Annotated in this window: 14 protein-coding genes; 2 read left to right on the top strand and 12 right to left on the bottom strand. The window is 70.3% G+C overall.

Annotation, left to right across the window (positions count from 1 at the left end; translation table 11 throughout):
• Positions 1-10: 10 nt before the first annotated feature.
• The 8 genes from alaS to ACIGAN_RS19625 form a co-directional block, all read right to left on the bottom strand.
• Complete coding sequence (alaS, locus tag ACIGAN_RS19660; protein ID WP_399859022.1) at positions 11-2683, bottom strand: alanine--tRNA ligase; 2673 nt, start codon at positions 2681-2683, stop codon at positions 11-13.
• The gene (locus tag ACIGAN_RS19655) at positions 2683-3036 is read right to left on the bottom strand and encodes a hypothetical protein (RefSeq protein WP_365742809.1); all 354 of its coding nucleotides are present in this window, start codon (positions 3034-3036) and stop codon (positions 2683-2685) included. The genes alaS and ACIGAN_RS19655 overlap by 1 nt, the downstream gene beginning before the upstream one ends.
• A gap of 9 nt (positions 3037-3045) precedes the next feature.
• On the bottom strand, positions 3046-3486 hold the full coding sequence (locus ACIGAN_RS19650; RefSeq protein ID WP_311684360.1) for a DUF948 domain-containing protein: 441 nt from the start codon (positions 3484-3486) through the stop codon (positions 3046-3048).
• 179 nt (positions 3487-3665) lie between these two features.
• Positions 3666-4280 carry a 30S ribosomal protein S4 gene (gene rpsD / locus ACIGAN_RS19645; protein WP_309096595.1) on the bottom strand — a complete coding sequence of 205 codons (615 nt, stop codon included), beginning with the start codon at positions 4278-4280 and terminating at the stop codon, positions 3666-3668.
• Positions 4281-4592: 312 nt separating this feature from the next.
• Positions 4593-5948, bottom strand: a complete 1356-nt coding sequence (locus tag ACIGAN_RS19640; protein ID WP_309096594.1) for a replication-associated recombination protein A — start codon at positions 5946-5948, stop codon at positions 4593-4595.
• Between the two features lie 64 nt (positions 5949-6012).
• A complete protein-coding gene (locus ACIGAN_RS19635) occupies positions 6013-6669 on the bottom strand; it encodes a vitamin K epoxide reductase family protein (RefSeq protein WP_365097134.1) in 657 nt (218 codons plus the stop codon).
• A 444-nt stretch (positions 6670-7113) separates the two neighbouring features.
• Positions 7114-8376 carry a histidine--tRNA ligase gene (gene hisS, locus ACIGAN_RS19630; RefSeq protein WP_399859016.1) on the bottom strand — a complete coding sequence of 421 codons (1263 nt, stop codon included), beginning with the start codon at positions 8374-8376 and terminating at the stop codon, positions 7114-7116.
• A gap of 13 nt (positions 8377-8389) precedes the next feature.
• Entirely contained in the window at positions 8390-9097 is a 708-nt protein-coding gene (locus tag ACIGAN_RS19625; RefSeq protein ID WP_365742818.1) for an MBL fold metallo-hydrolase, read from the bottom strand.
• Positions 9098-9263: 166 nt separating this feature from the next.
• On the opposite strand from ACIGAN_RS19625, the gene ACIGAN_RS19620 reads away from it, so the two are divergent.
• On the top strand, positions 9264-10109 hold the full coding sequence (locus ACIGAN_RS19620) for a peptidylprolyl isomerase (protein WP_365097127.1): 846 nt from the start codon (positions 9264-9266) through the stop codon (positions 10107-10109).
• 137 nt (positions 10110-10246) lie between these two features.
• On the top strand, positions 10247-11476 hold the full coding sequence (locus ACIGAN_RS19615; protein WP_399859013.1) for a DUF349 domain-containing protein: 1230 nt from the start codon (positions 10247-10249) through the stop codon (positions 11474-11476).
• 68 nt (positions 11477-11544) lie between these two features.
• Here the strand turns inward: ACIGAN_RS19615 and relA are convergent, their stop codons facing one another.
• The 4 genes from relA to secD form a co-directional block, all read right to left on the bottom strand.
• The gene (gene relA, locus ACIGAN_RS19610) at positions 11545-14061 is read right to left on the bottom strand and encodes a GTP pyrophosphokinase (RefSeq protein WP_365097122.1); all 2517 of its coding nucleotides are present in this window, start codon (positions 14059-14061) and stop codon (positions 11545-11547) included.
• A gap of 194 nt (positions 14062-14255) precedes the next feature.
• Entirely contained in the window at positions 14256-14795 is a 540-nt protein-coding gene (locus ACIGAN_RS19605) for an adenine phosphoribosyltransferase (RefSeq protein ID WP_365742823.1), read from the bottom strand.
• Complete coding sequence (gene secF, locus ACIGAN_RS19600) at positions 14792-15907, bottom strand: protein translocase subunit SecF (RefSeq protein WP_365097117.1); 1116 nt, start codon at positions 15905-15907, stop codon at positions 14792-14794. The genes ACIGAN_RS19605 and secF overlap by 4 nt, the downstream gene beginning before the upstream one ends.
• Before the next feature lies 1 nt (position 15908).
• Positions 15909-17681 carry a protein translocase subunit SecD gene (secD, locus tag ACIGAN_RS19595; RefSeq protein ID WP_399859009.1) on the bottom strand — a complete coding sequence of 591 codons (1773 nt, stop codon included), beginning with the start codon at positions 17679-17681 and terminating at the stop codon, positions 15909-15911.
• Between the last annotated feature and the right edge of the window lie 81 nt (positions 17682-17762).

Raw genomic sequence — 17762 nt, 5'->3', positions numbered from 1 at the left:
CTACCGTCTCCTACTTGGCCGTCTCGGCGACGAGGCGCTCGACGGCGTCCACGGCGTCACCGATGGCGGCCGGGTTCTGGCCGCCGCCCTGGGCGACGTCCGGCTTGCCGCCACCGCCGCCGCCGAGGGTCTTGGCGGCCGTGCGGACCAGGTCGCCGGCCTTCAGGCCGCGCTCGCGGGCGGCCTCGTTGGTGGCGATGACCGTGAGCGGCTTGCCGTTCGCCACCGTGAACAGGGCGACGACGGCGGCCCGGCCGCCCTGGATGCGTCCGCGGACGTCGAGGACCAGCTTGCGCAGGTCGTCGGCGGTGGTGCCGTCCGGCACCTGACCGGTCACGACGGCAACGCCGCGGACGTCCTTGGCGGACTCGGCGAGACCGGCGGCGGCCTGCAGGACCTTTTCGGCGCGGAACTTCTCGATCTCCTTCTCGGCGTCCTTCAGCTTGCCGAGCATGGCGGAGACCTTCTCCGGGAGCTCCTCCGGGCGGCCCTTGATCAGCTCCTGGAGCTGGGCGACGACCGTGTGCTCCCGGGCGAGGAAGTTGTAGGCGTCCACGCCGACCAGGGCCTCGATGCGGCGCACGCCGGAGCCGATGGAGGACTCGCCGAGCAGCTTCACCAGGCCCAGCTGGGCGGTGTTGTGCACGTGCGTGCCGCCGCACAGCTCCTTGGAGAAGTCGCCGATGGTGACCACGCGCACGCGCTCGCCGTACTTCTCGCCGAACTCGGCGATGGCGCCCTGCTTCTTGGCCTCGTCGATGCCCATGACCTCGGCCTGCACGTCCAGGTCGCGGGCGAGCACCTCGTTGATCTTCTGCTCGACGTCGGTCATCACGGCCGTCGGAACGGCCGACGGGGAACCGAAGTCGAAGCGGAAGCGGCCGGGCTGGTTCTCGGAACCGGCCTGGGCGGCCGTCGGGCCGAGGGCGTCGCGCAGGGCCTGGTGGGTGAGGTGGGTGGCCGAGTGGGCGCGGGCGATGGCCTTGCGGCGGCGGCTGTCGATGGCGGCGTGGGCCTTGGCACCGACCGTGACCTCGCCGACCTGTACGACGCCCTTGTGCACGTAGACGCCCGGGACCGGCTTCTGGCAGTCGCGGATCTCGATGACGGCGCCGGAGTCGGCCTTGATGCGGCCGGTGTCGCCGATCTGGCCGCCGCCCTCGGCGTAGAAGGGGGTGCGGTCGAGGACGATCTCGACCTCGTCGCCCTCGGTGGCGGCCGGGGAGGAGACGCCCTCGACGAGGATGCCGACGATCGTGGACTCGCCCTCGGTGTCGGTGTAGCCGATGAAGTCGGTGGCACCGGCGCGGTCGGCGATCTCCCGGTAGGCGCCCATGTCGGCGTGGCCGGTCTTCTTGGCCTGGGCGTCGGCCTTGGCGCGCTCCCGCTGCTCCTTCATCAGGCGGCGGAAGCCTTCCTCGTCCACGGACAGCCCCTGCTCGGCGGCCATCTCCAGGGTGAGGTCGATCGGGAAGCCCCAGGTGTCGTGGAGCAGGAAGGCCTTGTCGCCGGGCAGGACGGTGGAGCCGGCCTGCTTGGTCTCGGTGACGGCGGTGTCGAGGATGTTGGTGCCGGCCTTCAGCGTCTTGAGGAAGGCGTTCTCCTCGGCGAGGGCGACCTTCTCGATGCGCTCGCGGTCGGTGATCAGCTCGGGGTACTGCTGGCCCATCATGCCGATGACGACGTCGATCAGGTCCTTGACGACCGGGCCGGTGGCGCCGAGCAGGCGCATGTTGCGGATGGCGCGGCGCATGATGCGGCGCAGCACGTAGCCGCGGCCCTCGTTGCCGGGGGTGACGCCGTCGCCGATGAGCATGGTGGCCGTGCGCATGTGGTCGGTGACCACGCGCAGGGAGACGTCCGAGGCGTGGGCGTCGCCGTAGGCGACACCGGTCAGCTCGGTGGCCTTCTTGATGACGGCCATCGAGGTGTCGATCTCGTACATGTTCTGCACGCCCTGCAGGATCATGGCGAGGCGTTCGAGACCGAGGCCGGTGTCGATGTTCTTGCTGGGCAGTTCGCCGAGGATCTCGAAGTTGTCCTTGCCGGTGCCCTCGCCCCGCTCGTACTGCATGAAGACGAGGTTCCAGATCTCCACGTACCGCTCGTCGTTGACGGCGGGGCCGCCCTCGGGGCCGAACTCGGGGCCGCGGTCGTAGTTGATCTCGGAGCAGGGGCCGCACGGGCCGGGGACGCCCATGGACCAGTAGTTGTCCTTCATGCCGAGGCGCTGGATGCGCTCCTTGGGCACGCCGACGACCTCGTGCCAGATGCGCTCGGCCTCGTCGTCGTCCTTGTAGACGGTGATCCACAGGCGCTCGGGGTCGAGGCCGTAACCGCCCTTGTCCTGGGGGCTGGTGAGCAGCTCCCAGGCGAGCTTGATGGCGCCTTCCTTGAAGTAGTCGCCGAAGGAGAAGTTGCCGCACATCTGGAAGAACGTGCCGTGCCGGGTGGTCTTGCCGACCTCTTCGATGTCCGGCGTGCGCACGCACTTCTGCACGCTGGTGGCGCGGTCGAAGGGCGGCTTGACCTCACCGAGGAAGTACGGCTTGAAGGGGACCATGCCGGCGGGGACGAGGAGCAGAGTCGGGTCGTCCGCGATGAGCGACGCCGAAGGGACGACGGTGTGCCCGCGCTCCTCGAAGAAGCTCAGCCAACGGCGGCGAATCTCGGCCGACTCCATCAGTGGTCCTCATTCCGGTTGTACGTGTGCGTCTGGTACGTCGAACCCTCGACGTACTTGGGGTTGTTGCGGTTCTCGATGGCGGCGTACCGCCGGGGGCCGGGGAGTTCGGGATTCTCGTTGATCCCGAGGGCGTCACCCAGCTCGGCCTCGCGGACGGCCATGTTCTCCCGGACGTCGAGCGCGAAGCCGACGGCCCGGTCCTTGAGGCGGTGTCCGGCCTCGATCGCCTTGTGGCCGGCGGCCTTGGCGAGGCTTTCGGGGGTCAGTTGCTTCAGCTTGCGGTTGACCTTGGTGGTGGCCCAGACACCGGCGGCGACGCCCGTGCTGAACCAGAAGGTGCGGCGGAACATCGCTGGCTCTCAGTCCCTCTTCCCTCGGGCGCTGCGCCGAGAGACCGTACGGCCCACGATCACGGTACGCCTGGACGCGTTGGCGGGCACGTCCTCCTTGCGGCCGCCGAGGGCCCGGCGCACGCCGTAGCCGAAGGCGGCGACCTTGACCAGGGGGCCGCCGAAGGTGGAGGCGACGGTGGTCGACAGCGCGGAGGCGTTCGACGTGACCTCCTGGACGTCGGAGGCGATCGCGTCGACCCGGTCGATCTGGGTCTGCGCCGAGCGCACCGCCGTGGAGGCCTCTGCCAGGAGCGGGACGGCCTGGTCGGTCACATCCGCGACGAGTTTGGTGGTCGCCTTGAGCGTCTGGGCCAGCCTCGCCAGGGCGACGGCGAGGAAGGAGACCAGGATCGCCCAGAAGACGGCCACCAGAATCCCGGCAACCTCTCCACCGGACACTGTGTGCACCCGCTCCCTGAAAACGTGCCTGAACATCGAAAAAGTCGTGCGACGAGCCTATCGCGCCGGGGGTGGCGCTCCGTACCGGATATCCGCCCGGCGCCGGGCCAATCGCGAAAGCCCGCCGTCCCGCCCGCCCACGAGGGGCGGGGGGACGACGGGCTGAAGTACCGCGTGCCTGCCGGGGATCAGCGGGCGTAGTACTCGACGACGAGCTGCTCGTCGCAGATCACCGGGATCTCCTTGCGGTTCGGCTCGCGGTCCAGGCGGAACGCCAGGGCCTTGAGGTTCACCTGGAGGTAGCGCGGGGTCTCGCCCTCGGGGGCGAAGCCACCCTCACGGGCGATCGTGAAGAGCGTCTTCTCCTTGGAGCGGTCGCGGACCTGCACGACGTCGTCCGGGCGGACACGGAAGGAGGGCTTGTCGACCTTCTTGCCGTTGACCTGGATGTGGCCGTGGACGACCATCTGGCGGGCCTGGTAGATCGTGCGGGCGATGCCCGAACGCAGGACCAGGGCGTCGAGACGGCGCTCGAGCTCGATGATCAGGGCCTCACCGGTCTTGCCCTGGACCTTGGAGGCACGCTCGTAGGCGCGGACGAGCTGGCGCTCGGACACGTCGTACTGCGCGCGCAGACGCTGCTTCTCCAGCAGACGGACCTTGTAGTCCGAGTTCTGCTTGCGGCCGCGGCCGTGCTCACCCGGCGGGTAGGGACGGGCCTCGAAGTACTTGACGGCCTTCGGGGTCAGCGCGATGCCGAGGGCACGCGACTTCTTGACCTTGGGGCGGGACTGGTTCGCCACTGCTTCTCATTTCCTTGATTCGGCTTGTCAGGGTGGTGGGAGGTCGCATCCGCAGCCGGGGAAACCCGCCTCGGTCCCGAAGGCCTCGGTGGGCAGCCGCTCCCCTGGTCTGGGCACATACGTGCAGCACGCGAGTGGCCCACCGACCTGTCCCGTCCTGCGACGAGGGGTGGTGGGCTGCCCGCGACACCGTTCGACGGTGCGCGACGCTCCTGGAGCCGGTCCCGGAGGACTGAGCCTCCGACCGGTTCCGGCCGACTGTCCCGTTCTGACTGCACGGGACGCGGCACTCCGGACGAGTTTACAGGGTCCTCAGGACCGCTTTCGACCGAGGTTCTTCCGGGTCCACTCCACCGCGTCCGCGTAGCGCGCCTCGGCGCCGTGCCTGGTCGGCTCGTAGTACTCGCGGTCCTTGAGGGCGTCCGGGGCGTACTGCTGGGCGGCGATGCCCTCGGGCAGGTCGTGCGGGTACACGTACCCCTGGCCGTGGCCGAGCTTGGTGGCGCCCTTGTAGTGGCTGTCGCGCAGGTGCGCCGGGACGGGTCCGGCGAGGCCCTTGCGCACGTCCTCCAGGGCGGCGCCGATCGCGGTGGTCGCGGCGTTGGACTTGGGGGCCAGGGCGAGCGCGATCGTGGCGTGGCTGAGGGTGAGGGCGGCCTCGGGGAAGCCGATCATGGCGACGGCCTGGGCGGCGGCGACCGCGGTTTGCAGGGCGGTGGGGTCGGCGAGGCCGATGTCCTCGCTGGCGGAGATCATCAGGCGTCGCGCGATGAAGCGGGGGTCCTCCCCCGCCTCGATCATCCGCGCCAGGTAGTGCAGGGCGGCGTCGACGTCGGAGCCGCGGATGGACTTGATCAGGGCGCTGGCCACGTCGTAGTGCTGGTCGCCGTCGCGGTCGTACTTCACGGCGGCCCGGTCGACCGTCTCCTCCAGGGTCGTCAGGCCGATCTCCGCCTCGCCCTTGTCGAGGGCGGCTCCGGCGGCGGCCTCCAGGGCGGTGAGGGCGCGGCGGGCGTCGCCCCCGGCGATGCGCAGGAGGTGGCTCTCGGTCTCCTCGGGGAGGGCGACGGCGCCCTTGAGGCCGCGCTCGTCGGTGAGGGCGCGGCGCAGGAGGCTGCGGATGTCGTCGTCCGTGAGCGGTTCGAGGGTGAGCAGCAGGGAGCGGGACAGCAGCGGGGAGATGATCGAGAAGTACGGGTTCTCCGTCGTCGCCGCGATGAGCGTCACCCAGCGGTTCTCGACGGCCGGCAGCAGGGAGTCCTGCTGGGCCTTGCTGAAGCGGTGGATCTCGTCGAGGAAGAGGACGGTCTCCTTGCCGTAGCCGCCGGAGGCGCGGCGGGCGCCGTCGATGACCGCGCGGACCTCCTTGACGCCGGCGGTGATCGCCGACAGCTCCACGAAACGGGCGTCCGTCGCCTTGGAGACGACGTACGCCAGGGTGGTCTTGCCGGTGCCGGGCGGGCCCCAGAGGATCACCGAGGAGGGGCCGGCCGGGCCGGAGGCGGCCTCACCGACCAGTCTGCGCAGGGGCGAGCCGGGCTTCAGCAGGTGTTGCTGGCCCACGACCTCGTCGAGGGTGCGCGGGCGCATCCGCACGGCCAGGGGGCTGCTGGACGGCTCCTTCTCCTGGCGTTCTTCGGCTGCGGCGGTGAACAGGTCGGGCTCCACGTCAGAAACCCTAAATCACCGCACTGACAATCCGGCCGGGCCCGGAGCGCCGGGAACGCCCCGGTCAGCTGGTCCAGAAGTCCCACCAGCGGGTCAGGACCAGCATGCCGATGATGCCGATGTGCAGCACGGGCATGACCCAGGTGAACTCGCCGAAGAAGCCCTTGAGCCAGCCCGGGGCGGGCAGGAAGCCCGTGCGGATGTTGAACGACGTGACGTACCAGAACATGACGATCGTCGCGACCCAGGCGAGGCAGCACCACAGGCACAGGGCGTTGATCCGGTACAGGGACTGGAACGTCAGCCAGGCGCAGAAGGCGACGCCGAACAGGCAGCCGGCGTTGAAGGTGAGCCAGTACCAGCGCGGGTGGCGGGCGCCGGCGAGCAGGCTGATGCCGACGCAGACGACGATGCCGTAGGCGACCAGGCCGAGCATCGGGTTCGGGAAGCCGAAGACGGCGGCCTGCTTGCTCTCCATGACGCTGCCGCAGGAGACGACCGGGTTGAGGCTGCAGCCCGGGGTGAACGTCTTGCCCTCGACCTTGGCTTCCAGGAGCTTGAACTTGTCGAGGGTGATGACCCAGGCGGCGAGCAGTCCGGCCGCACCGGTGATCACGAGCAGCAGGGCGAGGGCCCGGCCGGCGCCCTCCGCGCGGGGCGCGATCCCGGCGCGCTCCGGCTCGGGCTCCGTGGAGACGTCCTTGACTGTCGTCTTGCTCATCACGCCGATTCCGTCACTCGAGACCTGAACTTCTTCGGGCAGGGCCATTGTGCCGCACCGGCCTGTGTCTCCACCGTTCAGTGGACATAAGGAGGCCCGCGCGGCCGCCGCCGGAGGTCGCGTTCCGGCCGGCGCGCGCGGGGCGCGGCAGGGGTGGGACCGCGCCGTCCGGGCCCGGACGCTGCGGGGACGTGCCCGGGTGCCGACGCCATCCGCGGGCGGGCCCGGCCGCCGGCACGCGCGCGTGGCGTTCCCGGATCGGACATCGCGCGGCAGGGCGAATCGGCACGCACGGAGTTGACGGTCAGCGAGCGCGCGACGCCGCTCTGCGCCGGCGGCGGCTCCGTGCGGGGCAGGATCCGGCCGACGCACTGCGCGGGCTCCCGGCCTCGGTGCCCGGGCAGCGCCGGGGGCGCCGGGTGGTCCGGCGCCCCCGGGTGCGGATCAGCCCAGCCGGGCTTCGAGTTCCGCCACGATCTCGTTCACGCCCACCGCCGCCTGCTCGCCCGACTCCATGTCCTTGAGCTGGACGACGCCCTCGGCGAGGTCGCGTTCGCCGGCGACGATCGTGTAGCGGGCGCCGCTGCGGTTGGCGTTCTTCATCGCGCCCTTGAGGCCCTTGCCGCCGTAGGAGAAGTCGGCGGCGATGCCGTTCTTGCGCAGCTCGGTGACCTTGCCGAACAGGATCCGGCGGGCCTCCTCGCCGAGCGCGACGGCGAACACGCTGGTGCTGGGGGGCAGTTCGAGCTCGATGCCCTCCGCCTCCAGGGCGAGGACCGTGCGGTCGACGCCGAGGGCCCAGCCGACGGACGGCAGCGCGGGGCCGCCGATCATCTCGGAGAGGCCGTCGTAGCGGCCGCCGCCGCCCACCGCGGACTGGGAGCCGAGGCCGTCGTGGACGAACTCGAACGTCGTGCGGGTGTAGTAGTCCAGGCCGCGCACCAGCTTCGGGTCGTCCTCGAAGGCCACGCCCGCCGCGGTGATCAGCTCGCGGACCTCCTCGTGGTACGCCTTGCACGCGTCGCACAGGTAGTCGCGCAGCAGCGGGGCGTCGGCCAGCTGCTTCTGGACCTCCGGGCGCTTGTCGTCCAGGACGCGCAGCGGGTTGATGTCCGCGCGGCGCAGGGTCTCCTCGTCCAGGTCCAGGCCGCGCAGGAACTCCTGCAGCGCCGTCCGGTACACCGGGCGGCACTCCTTGTCGCCCAGGCTGTTGAGCAGGATCCGGAAGTCGCTCAGGCCGAGCGAGCGGTAGGCCTGGTCGGCCAGGATGATCAGCTCGGCGTCCAGCGCCGGGTCCTCGGCGCCGATGGCCTCGGCACCGACCTGGGAGAAGTGGCGGTAGCGGCCCTTCTGGGGGCGCTCGTAGCGGTAGTACGAGCCCGAGTACCAGAGCTTGACCGGGAGGTTGCCCGCCTTGTGCAGGTTGGCCTCCAGCGCGGCGCGCAGCACCGATGCCGTGCCCTCGGGGCGCAGGGCGAGCCGGTCGCCGCCCTTGGTCTCGAAGGCGTACATCTCCTTGGTGACGATGTCGGTGGACTCACCGACGCCGCGCGCGAAGAGCTCGACGTTCTCGAAGCCGGGCGTCTCGATGTAGCCGTAGCCGGAGTTGCGCAGCGGGGCGGCGATCGCCTCGCGGACCGCCAGGTACTTGGCGGAGTCCGGCGGGATCAGGTCGTACGTGCCCTTGGGGGCCTTGAAGGTGCTCACAGGACGTCTCTCGTCACATTCCTCGTCGGGGAGCGGGCTGGGCTCCCTGGCCGGCCGCCACCTGCCGCAGATACGGGTTGGTGGCGCGCTCCTGGCCGATGGTCGTCTGGGGGCCGTGGCCGGACAGCACCACGGTCGAGTCGTCGAGCGGCAGGCACACGCGGGCCAACGAGTCGAGGATCTCGGCCATGTCACCGCCGGGCAGGTCGGTGCGTCCGATGGAGCCGGCGAACAGCAGGTCGCCCGAGAACAGGATCGGCGGGATGTCCGCCGCCTCGGGCAGGCCGAAGGTCACCGACCCCTTGGTATGGCCCGGCGCGTGCGAGACGGTGAGTTCGAGGCCCGCCAGCTGGAGCGCGGCGCCATCGGTCAGCTCCTTGACGTCGTCCGGTTCGCCGATGGTCAGCTCGCCCAGCAGCGGCATGCCGATCGAGCGACCCAGCGCCTTCTCCGGGTCGCTCATCATGTACCGGTCGTCGGGGTGGATCCAGGCCGGCACGTCGTGCGCGCCGCACACCGGGACGACCGAGGCGACGTGGTCGAGGTGGCCGTGGGTGAGGACGACGGCGACGGGCTTGAGCCGGTGCTTGGCGATGGCCTCCGCGACGCCGTCGGCGGCCTGGTGGCCGGGGTCGATGATCACGCACTCCTCACCGGCGGCGGGGGCGACGAGGTAGCAGTTCGTCCCCCAGGCCCCGGCGGGGAACCCGGCAATGAGCACGATCGTCCTTCGTTGTGTCGGTACGGGCGGCTGCGGCTGTCGTCAGAGCCTACCGGCGCTGCCGATTCCACAGCGAACCCATATACGGTACGGGGCACACGCGGGCGGTCGGCGCACAGGCCCCTCGCGTACCGGTCGACGTATCAGACGCATAGGAGAGAACCCGGTGGTCAGCCAGGAACAGCGGCGGCGTCAGCTCGCCCGGGAGAAGTACCTGCGGCAGCAGCAGCGGCGCACTGACGCACGGCGCAAGGCCCGTATCCGCAACTCCGTGATCGCCTCGGTCCTCGGTGTGGTCGTGGTGCTCTCCGTGACGGTCTTCCTGACCAAGCCGTTCGAGGACGACGGCACGAAGGAGAACGCGAACGCGGAGGTCACCCCGAGCGCCTCCGCCAGCAAGGCGCCGGACCCGTGCGAGAAGCCCGCCCCGGGCAAGGTCAAGTCGGAGACCTGGAAGAAGGAACCGGCCATGACCATCGACAAGTCGGCCGCGTACACCATGAAGCTGGACACGACCTGCGGCGAGATAGACATCGACCTGAAGGCGTCGGCGGCCCCGCACACCGTCAACTCGTTCAAGTTCCTCGCCGACAAGGGGTACTTCGACCACAGCAAGTGCCACCGCCTCACCGACCAGGGCATCTACGTCCTGCAGTGCGGCGACCCGCAGGGCACCGGCATGGGCGGTCCGGGCTACACGATCCCGGACGAGAACCTGAAGGACAAGAGCCTCAAGGGCGGGGTGTACCCGGCGGGCACGGTCGCGATGGCGAACCAGTACAACGCCCAGACGAAGCAGGGCCGCGACAGCGGCGGCAGCCAGTTCTTCCTCGTCTACCAGGACAGCCAGCTGCCGCCCGACTACACACCGTTCGGTACGGTGTCCGAGGCGGGCATGAAGGTGCTGCAGAAGATCGCCAAGGCCGGAGCGCAGGCTCCCGACCCTCAGACGGGCAACACGGCACCCAACGCGACCGTCGTGATCAACAAGGCGACGGTCGGCGAATCCTGACCCCCAACTGCGTAATTTCGGTCGCGCGGGATGCGGACAGGCCCCCCGCCGGTCGCCTATGTTGGCCGTGACGAAACTGTGGACGATGCCCGGGGGAGTTCGAAAGCCCCTCGCAGGCATCATGTGGAGGAGGCGCTGTGAGCAGCGACCCGTGGGGCCGCGTCGACGAGACGGGGACCGTGTACGTGCGTACGGCCGACGGCGAGCAGGTCGTCGGTTCCTGGCAGGCAGGCTCACCCGATGAGGCGCTGGCCTATTTCGAGCGCAAGTACGAGGGCCTGGTTGTCGAGATCGGCCTCCTCGAGAAGCGAGTGAAGACCACTGACCTGTCGGCGAAGGACGCCCAGGCCGCCATCGACCACATTCGCGAACAGGTCGACGCGCATCACGCGGTGGGCGACCTGGACGCCCTGCGGGTCCGGCTGGACAAGCTCGTGGAGCTGGTGGAGGCGCGCCGCGAGGAGCGCAAGGCGCAGCGCGCCAAGCAGTCCGACGAGGCCCGGCACGCCAAGGAGGCGCTGGTCGCCGAGGCGGAGGAGCTGTCCCGGTCCGACCAGTGGCGGGCGGCCGGTGAGCGGCTGCGGGCCCTGGTGGACACCTGGAAGGGTCTGCCGCGGCTGGACCGCAAGTCCGACGACGAGCTGTGGCACCGGTTCTCGCACGCGCGGTCGGCGTTCTCCAAGCGGCGCAAGCAGCACTTCGCGCAGCTGGACGCGCAGCGCGAGGAGGCCCGCAAGACCAAGGAGCGGCTGGTCGCCGAGGCCGAGGCGCTGTCGAACTCGACGGACTGGGGTGTCACGGCGGCGCGCTACCGCGAGCTGATGGCCGAGTGGAAGGCCGCGGGCCGCGCCCAGCGCGAGCACGAGGACGATCTGTGGAACCGCTTCCGCGGCGCCCAGGACGTCTTCTTCGCGGCGCGCAGCTCGGTCTTCGCCGAGCGGGACGCCGAGCAGACGGAGAACCTCAAGCTCAAGGAGGAGCTGGCCGAGGAGGCCGAGAAGCTCCTGCCGATCACGGACCTGAAGGCGGCCCGTGCCGCGTTCCGGAACCTGAACGAGCGCTGGGAGGCCATCGGCCATGTGCCGCGCGACGCCCGGCCGAAGGTCGAGGGCCGGATGCACGCCGTGGAGCGGGCCATCCAGGAGGCCGAGGAGGCCGAGTGGCGCCGGACCAACCCGGAGGCGCGGGCGCGTGCCGAAGGGCTGACCGGTCAGCTGCAGGCCGCGGTGGACAAGCTGCGGGGCCAGATCGAGCAGGCCCGCGCGCAGGGCAACAACGCCCGGGCCGACAAGCTCCAGCGTGAGCTGGAGGGCCGCCAGGCGCTGCTGGACCAGGCGCTGAAGGGCCTGCAGGAGTTCGGCGGCTGACAGCTGCAAAAAGAGGGGCTCCCGTACTCGCCGTGCGGGAGCCCCTTTCGCATGTCCGCTACAGGCCGTTACGTCCTGTTGCGCGCCGACGTCACCCGGTAGACGTCGTAGACGCCCTCCACACCCCGGACCGCCTTCAGCACGTGGCCGAGGTGCTTCGGGTCGCCCATCTCGAAGGTGAAGCGGGAGGTGGCGACGCGGTCGCGGGAGGTCTGGACGGCCGCGGAGAGGATGTTGACGTGCTGGTCGGACAGCACGCGCGTGACGTCCGACAGCAGCCGGGAACGGTCGAGGGCCTCGACCTGGATGGCGACCAGGAAGACCGAGGACTGCGTGGGCGCCCACTCGACGTCGAGGATGCGCTCGGGCTCCCGGGACAGCGAGTCCACGTTGACGCAGTCGCTGCGGTGCACCGACACCCCGCTGCCGCGGGTGACGAAGCCGATGATCGGGTCGCCCGGCACGGGCGTGCAGCAGCGGGCCAGTTTGACCCACACGTCGTCGACGCCCTTGACGACCACGCCGGGGTCGGCGCTGGAGCGGCGCTTGCGGCTGCGGCCCCGGGCCGGCGGGACCGACTCGTCGATCTCCTCGGTCGCCGCCTCCTCGCCGCCGAGGGCCTGCACCAGCTTCTGCACGATGTTCTGCGCGGAGACGTGGCCCTCGCCGATCGCCGCGTACAGGGCGGAGATGTCGGCGTAGCGCATCTCGTGCGCCAGCGTCACCAGCGAGTCGCCGGTCAGGATCCGCTGGATCGGCAGGTTCTGCTTGCGCATGGCGCGGACGATGGCGTCCTTGCCCTGCTCGATCGCCTCGTCGCGGCGCTCCTTGGAGAACCAGGCGCGGATCTTGTTGCGGGCGCGCGGTGACTTGACGAAGCCGAGCCAGTCGCGGGAGGGCCCGGCGCCGGGTGCCTTGGAGGTGAAGACCTCGACCAGATCGCCGTTGTCGAGGGTGGACTCCAGCGGGACCAGGCGGCCGTTGACGCGGGCGCCTATCGTGCGGTGGCCGACCTCGGTGTGCACGGCGTAGGCGAAGTCGACGGGGGTGGCGCCCGCGGGGAGCGCTATGACGTCGCCCTTGGGGGTGAAGACGAAGACTTCGTTGCGGGACAGGTCGAAGCGCAGGGACTCCAGGAACTCGCCCGGGTCCTCGGTCTCCTTCTGCCAGTCCAGCAGCTGCCGCAGCCACGCCATGTCGTTGAGGTGGTCGTCCTTGCCCTTGCCGGACGACTTGGGCGCGTCGGTGCGCACCTTGGAGGCGCCGGCGACGGCCTCCTGCTTGTACTTCCAGTGCGCGGCGATGCCGTACTCGGCGCGGCGGTGCATGTCGAAGGTGCGAATCTGCAGCTCGACGGGCTTGCCGCCGGGGCCGATGACCGTCGTGTGCAGCGACTGGTACATGTTGAACTTGGGCATCGCGATGTAGTCCTTGAACCGGCCGGGGACCGGGTTCCACCGCGCGTGCACCGTGCCGAGGGCCGCGTAGCAGTCGCGGACGGTGTCCACGAGGACGCGGATGCCCACCAGGTCGTAGATCTCCGCGAAGTCCCGGCCGCGGACGATCATCTTCTGGTAGACGCTGTAGTAGTGCTTGGGGCGGCCGGTGACGGTCGCCTTGATGCGGGCCGCGCGCAGGTCCTGCTGGACCTCGTCGGTGACGATGGCCAGGTACTCGTCACGCTTGGGTGCCCGCTCGGCGACCAGCCGGACGATCTCGTCGTACATCTTGGGGTAGAGGATCGCGAAGGCGAGGTCCTCCAGCTCCCACTTGATGGTGTTCATGCCCAGGCGGTGGGCGAGCGGCGCGTAGATCTCCAGGGTCTCGCGCGCCTTCTTCTCCTGCTTCTCGCGCTTGAGGTAGCGCATCGTGCGCATGTTGTGCAGGCGGTCGGCGAGCTTGATGACCAGGACGCGGGGGTCCTTGGCCATGGCGACGACCATCTTGCGCACGGTCTCGGCCTGGGCGGCCTCGCCGAACTTGACCTTGTCGAGCTTGGTGACGCCGTCGACGAGGAGCGTGACGACGTCGCCGAAGTCGCGGCGCAGGTCCTCCAGGCCGTACTCGGTGTCCTCGACCGTGTCGTGCAGCAGGCCGGCCATGAGCGTGGCCGGATCCATGCCCAGCTCGGCGAGGATGGTGGTGACGGCGAGGGGGTGCGTGATGTACGGATCGCCGCTCTTGCGCTTCTGGCCGCGGTGCCAGCGCTCGGCGACCTGGTAGGCGCGCTCGATCTGGCGGAGCGTGGCCGTCTCGATCTTGGGGTCGTTGCTGCGCACTATCCGCAGCAGCGGCTCCAGCACCGGGTTGTACGGGTTGGCGCGCTGCACGCCGAGGCGGGCCAGGCGGGCGCGGACGCGGTTGGAGGAGCCGCTGCGGGCCGGCTGACCGGAGGCCTGCCGCACGGGCGGGGCGGGCTTGGGGCGCGCCTGCTCGGCGGGCTTGTCGACCGGGGCCGACTGGGCGTGCTCGACCGGCCCGCGGGTGTCGTTCTTCGCGTGGGGCGCGTTCGGCGCGGGCTTGGCCGCGGCCTCCGAGGCGGACTCGGGCTTGGCGGCGGTCAGGTGCTGGGCCTCGTCTGGCAAGAGGGCTCCTCGTGCGCGATCCGGGTCCCCCGGTCAGGCTCCGGAGACCCCATGGTAGCGATCCTGGGCCACAGGATCGCCTTCAGGCCACTGTGAGGGCCGTCAACACGGGAAACGCAAGAGGCGGGCTCCGGATTCCTCCGGGCCCGCCTCCGCGGTGCCGTGCCGGTGTACGCCGCACGGCGGTGGGGTTTCTACACGGTGAGCAGCGCTTCCAGCGGGGCGCCGGCGAGGGCCGGCTCCAGGCGGGCGCGACCGCCGAGGAAGCCGAGTTCCATCAGGACGGCGAGACCCGCGACCTCGGCGCCGGCCCGGCGGATGAGCTGGACCGAGGCCTCGGCGGTGCCGCCGGTGGCCAGGACGTCGTCGACGATCAGGACGCGGTCGTCGGCGCTGAGGTCCTCGGCGTGCACCTCGATCTCGGCCGAGCCGTACTCCAGGTCGTAGGCCTGGGCGAGGGTGGCTCCGGGGAGCTTGCCCGCCTTGCGCACGGGGATGAAGCCGAGTCCGGCGCGGACGGCGACCGGGGCGCCGAGGATGAAGCCGCGGGCCTCCAGGCCGACGACCTTGGTGGCGCCGGTGCGCTGGGCGATCTCGGCGAGGGCGTCGGTGAGGGCCGTGAACGCCGCCGGGTCCGCCAGGAGCGGGGTGATGTCCTTGAACATCACGCCCGGCTCCGGGTGGTCGGCCACGTCCCGGATGCGGCTGAGCAGCAGCTCCCTGATGTCGGTCATCGGCGCTTCCCGGAGGGGCGGCCCCGGCCCCGGCCGCGCGACGCGGGCTGGTTGCGCGGGCCCACGACCGCGGGAGCGGCGTCGTCCTCGGGCTCACCGGCGTACGGCTCGTCGTCGTGCGCGTCGGTCTCGCCCTTGGCGGCGGACTGGGCCCGCTTGGCCAGGACGCGCTTCCTGAGGGCCTTCATCTGCGGCTCGCGCTCCTTGAGGTCGGCGACGAGCGGCGTGGCGATGAAGATCGAGGAGTAGGCGCCGGCGGCGAGGCCGACGAACAGGGACAGCGAGATGTCGTTGAGCATGCCGGCGCCGAGCACACCGCCACCGATGAACAGCAGGCCCGCCACCGGCAGCAGCGCGACCACCGTGGTGTTGATGGAGCGGACCAGGGTGCTGTTGATCGACCGGTTGGCGACGTCGCTGTAGGTCCAGCGGGTCTGCTTGGTGAGGTCCTTGGTCTGTTCCTTGAGGCTGTCGAAGACCACGACCGTGTCGTAGAGCGAGTAGCCGAGGATGGTCAGCAGACCGATCACCGTGCCCGGTGTGACCTCGAAGCCGACCAGGGCGTAGATGCCGACCGTGATCGTGATGTCGTGGATCAGGGCGACGAACGCCGCGACCGCCATTCGCCACTCGAAGGCGATCGCCAGGTAGATCACCACCAGCACCAGGAAGATGCCGAGGCCCTGCCAGGCCTTGTTGGCGATCTGCTCACCCCAGCTGGGGCCGACCAGCTCGGCGTTGATCTGCTCCGGGTCGATCTTGAGGTCGTCGGCGAGGGTGTTCTTGATCTCGTTGGCCGCGCCCGTGTCGATGCCGGCGACCTGGATGCGCAGGCTGCCGTCGCCGAGCTTCTGGACGATCGCGTCGTGGCCGGAGGCCTCTTCCGCGTACTCCTCGGCCTGGGTCACCGAAGCGGCCGTGTTCTTCGGGGTGTTGAAGACGGCGCCGCCCTGGAACTCGATGCCCATGTTCAGGCCGCGGACCGCCAGGCCGACGATGGCCGTGATGGTGATCAGGATGGACAGGCCGTACCAGATCTTGCGGTTCTTGACGAAGTCGTAGCCGACCTCGCCACGGTGCAGTCGGGCGCCGAGGTTGCCGAGTTTCGACATCTCAGGCCTCCTTGGGGTCGACGGGGGCGGCGGGGCGGCGGGTGCGGCGCAGCGGAGGCTGGGCACCCAGGCTCTTCGGGTCGAGGCCGGACCACTTGTGGCCGTTCGCGAAGAACGGGCGGCGGGCCATCAGCGTCAGCAGCGGCTTGGTGAACAGGAACACCACGACCACGTCGAGCAGGGTGGTCAGGCCGAGCGTGAACGCGAAGCCCTGGACCTTGCCGACGGTCACGATGAACAGCACCGCGGCGGCGAGGAACGACACGAAGTCGGAGACCAGGATGGTGCGCCGGGCGCGCGGCCAGGCCCGCTCGACGGCGGGGCGCAGGGAGCGGCCCTCGCGGATCTCGTCGCGGACGCGTTCGAAGTACACGATGAACGAGTCCGCCGTGATGCCGATGGCGACGATGGCACCGCAGACGGCCGGCAGGTTCAGCGCGAAGCCGATGGTCGGGCCGAGCAGCGACATGATCGTGTAGGTCAGGGCGGCCGAGACCAGCAGCGACAGGATCGCGATGAAGGACAGGCCGCGGTAGTAGGCCAGCAGGTAGATGACGACCAGCGCCAGACCGATGGCGCCGGCGATCAGACCGGCCTGCAGCTGGTCACCGCCCAGCGCGGCGGTCACGGTGGTCATGCTGTCGACCTTGAAGGTCAGCGGCAGCGCGCCGTACGTCAGCATGTTGGCCAGTTCCTGGGCCGACTGCTGGTTGAAGTTGCCGGAGATCTCGGCGTTGCCGCCGGTCAGTGCCTGACGGACGTACGGGTCGGAGACCACGTCACCGTCGAGGACGATCGCGAACTGGTTCTGCGGGGACTGGTTCTGCGCCAGCTTGCCGGTGATGTCCGCGAACTTCTTGGCGCCGCCGTCCGTGAAGTCCATGGTGACGGTCCAGCCGGCACCGGTCTGCGTGTTCAGGACGGCCTGGGCCTTGTCGACGTCCGTGCCGTCGACCTCGGCGGGGCCGAGGATGTACTTCTGCCACTGGCCCTGCGCGTTCTGGCCGCAGGCCAGCGTCGGGTCGGAGGCCTTGGCGGTGTCACCGACGGTGGAGCGGGTCTTCTCGTCGGTGCAGTCGAGCTTGGCGTACTGCTCCTGGAGCTTGCCGGCGGCGGCGTCGGCGGTGCCTCCGCTCGCGGACGGCGAGGGGCTCGACTTCGCCGTCTCCGAGGCGCTCGCGGAGGGCGTGGCGTCGGCCTTGAGCGCGTCCGTGACCGCGCGGCCCTGCGTGGTGGGGGAGGCGGACGGGGAGCCGGATCCCTTGTCGGTGGCCTCCGGCTTGTCGCCGGCCTTGCCGGACGGCTGGCCCGAGGGGCTGCCCGAAGGGCTTCCGGTGGGGCTCGGCGACGGGGCCGTGCCGCCGCCGGAGACCTCGGTGGCGAGGACCGGGCGGAAGTAGAGCTTGGCGGTGGTGCCGACCTGCTTGCGGGCCTGCTCCGAGTTGGTGCCCTTGGGAATGTTGACGATGATGTTTTCCCGGCCCTGCGTCTGGACCTCGGACTCGGAGACGCCCAGACCATTGACACGGCGCTCCATGATGGAGACCGCGGTGTCCATGTTGGTCTTGTTGATCGCCGACTCGTTGCCTGCCTCGGGGACCGCGCGGAGCGTGATGCTCGTGCCGCCGGCCAGGTCGATGCCGAGGCGCGGGGTCGTGTGCCCCGAGGCGAACATTCCACCGGTGAGCGCCGCGATGGCGATCAGGATCAGGGCCAGCGAGCGCCCCGGCTTGCTCTGGGCGCTCGCGCTCCGGCCCTTTTTAGGTGTGGCCACCTTCTCGTACTCCCTCTCGGGCCACCTCGCTCCGGGTCGGCGGACGGGCGGCCATGACATGGTGTCGGGACTCCGTGCGAG

It is taken from the genome of Streptomyces sp. NPDC085931 (assembly GCF_044540565.1).
Lineage (GTDB): Bacteria > Actinomycetota > Actinomycetes > Streptomycetales > Streptomycetaceae > Streptomyces.
The sequence above is the reverse complement of the archived record's forward strand: the minus strand, read 5'-3'. Positions and strand labels throughout refer to the sequence as shown.

Coding starts and splice junctions, on each gene's coding strand:
- ACIGAN_RS19605 (WP_365742823.1), bottom strand. CDS start 14,795: ATGACCGACATCAGGGAGCTGCTGCTCAGCCGCATCCGGGACGTGGCC.
- ACIGAN_RS19635 (WP_365097134.1), bottom strand. CDS start 6,669: ATGAGCAAGACGACAGTCAAGGACGTCTCCACGGAGCCCGAGCCGGAG.
- secF (WP_365097117.1), bottom strand. CDS start 15,907: ATGTCGAAACTCGGCAACCTCGGCGCCCGACTGCACCGTGGCGAGGTC.
- ACIGAN_RS19655 (WP_365742809.1), bottom strand. CDS start 3,036: ATGTTCCGCCGCACCTTCTGGTTCAGCACGGGCGTCGCCGCCGGTGTC.
- alaS (WP_399859022.1), bottom strand. CDS start 2,683: ATGGAGTCGGCCGAGATTCGCCGCCGTTGGCTGAGCTTCTTCGAGGAG.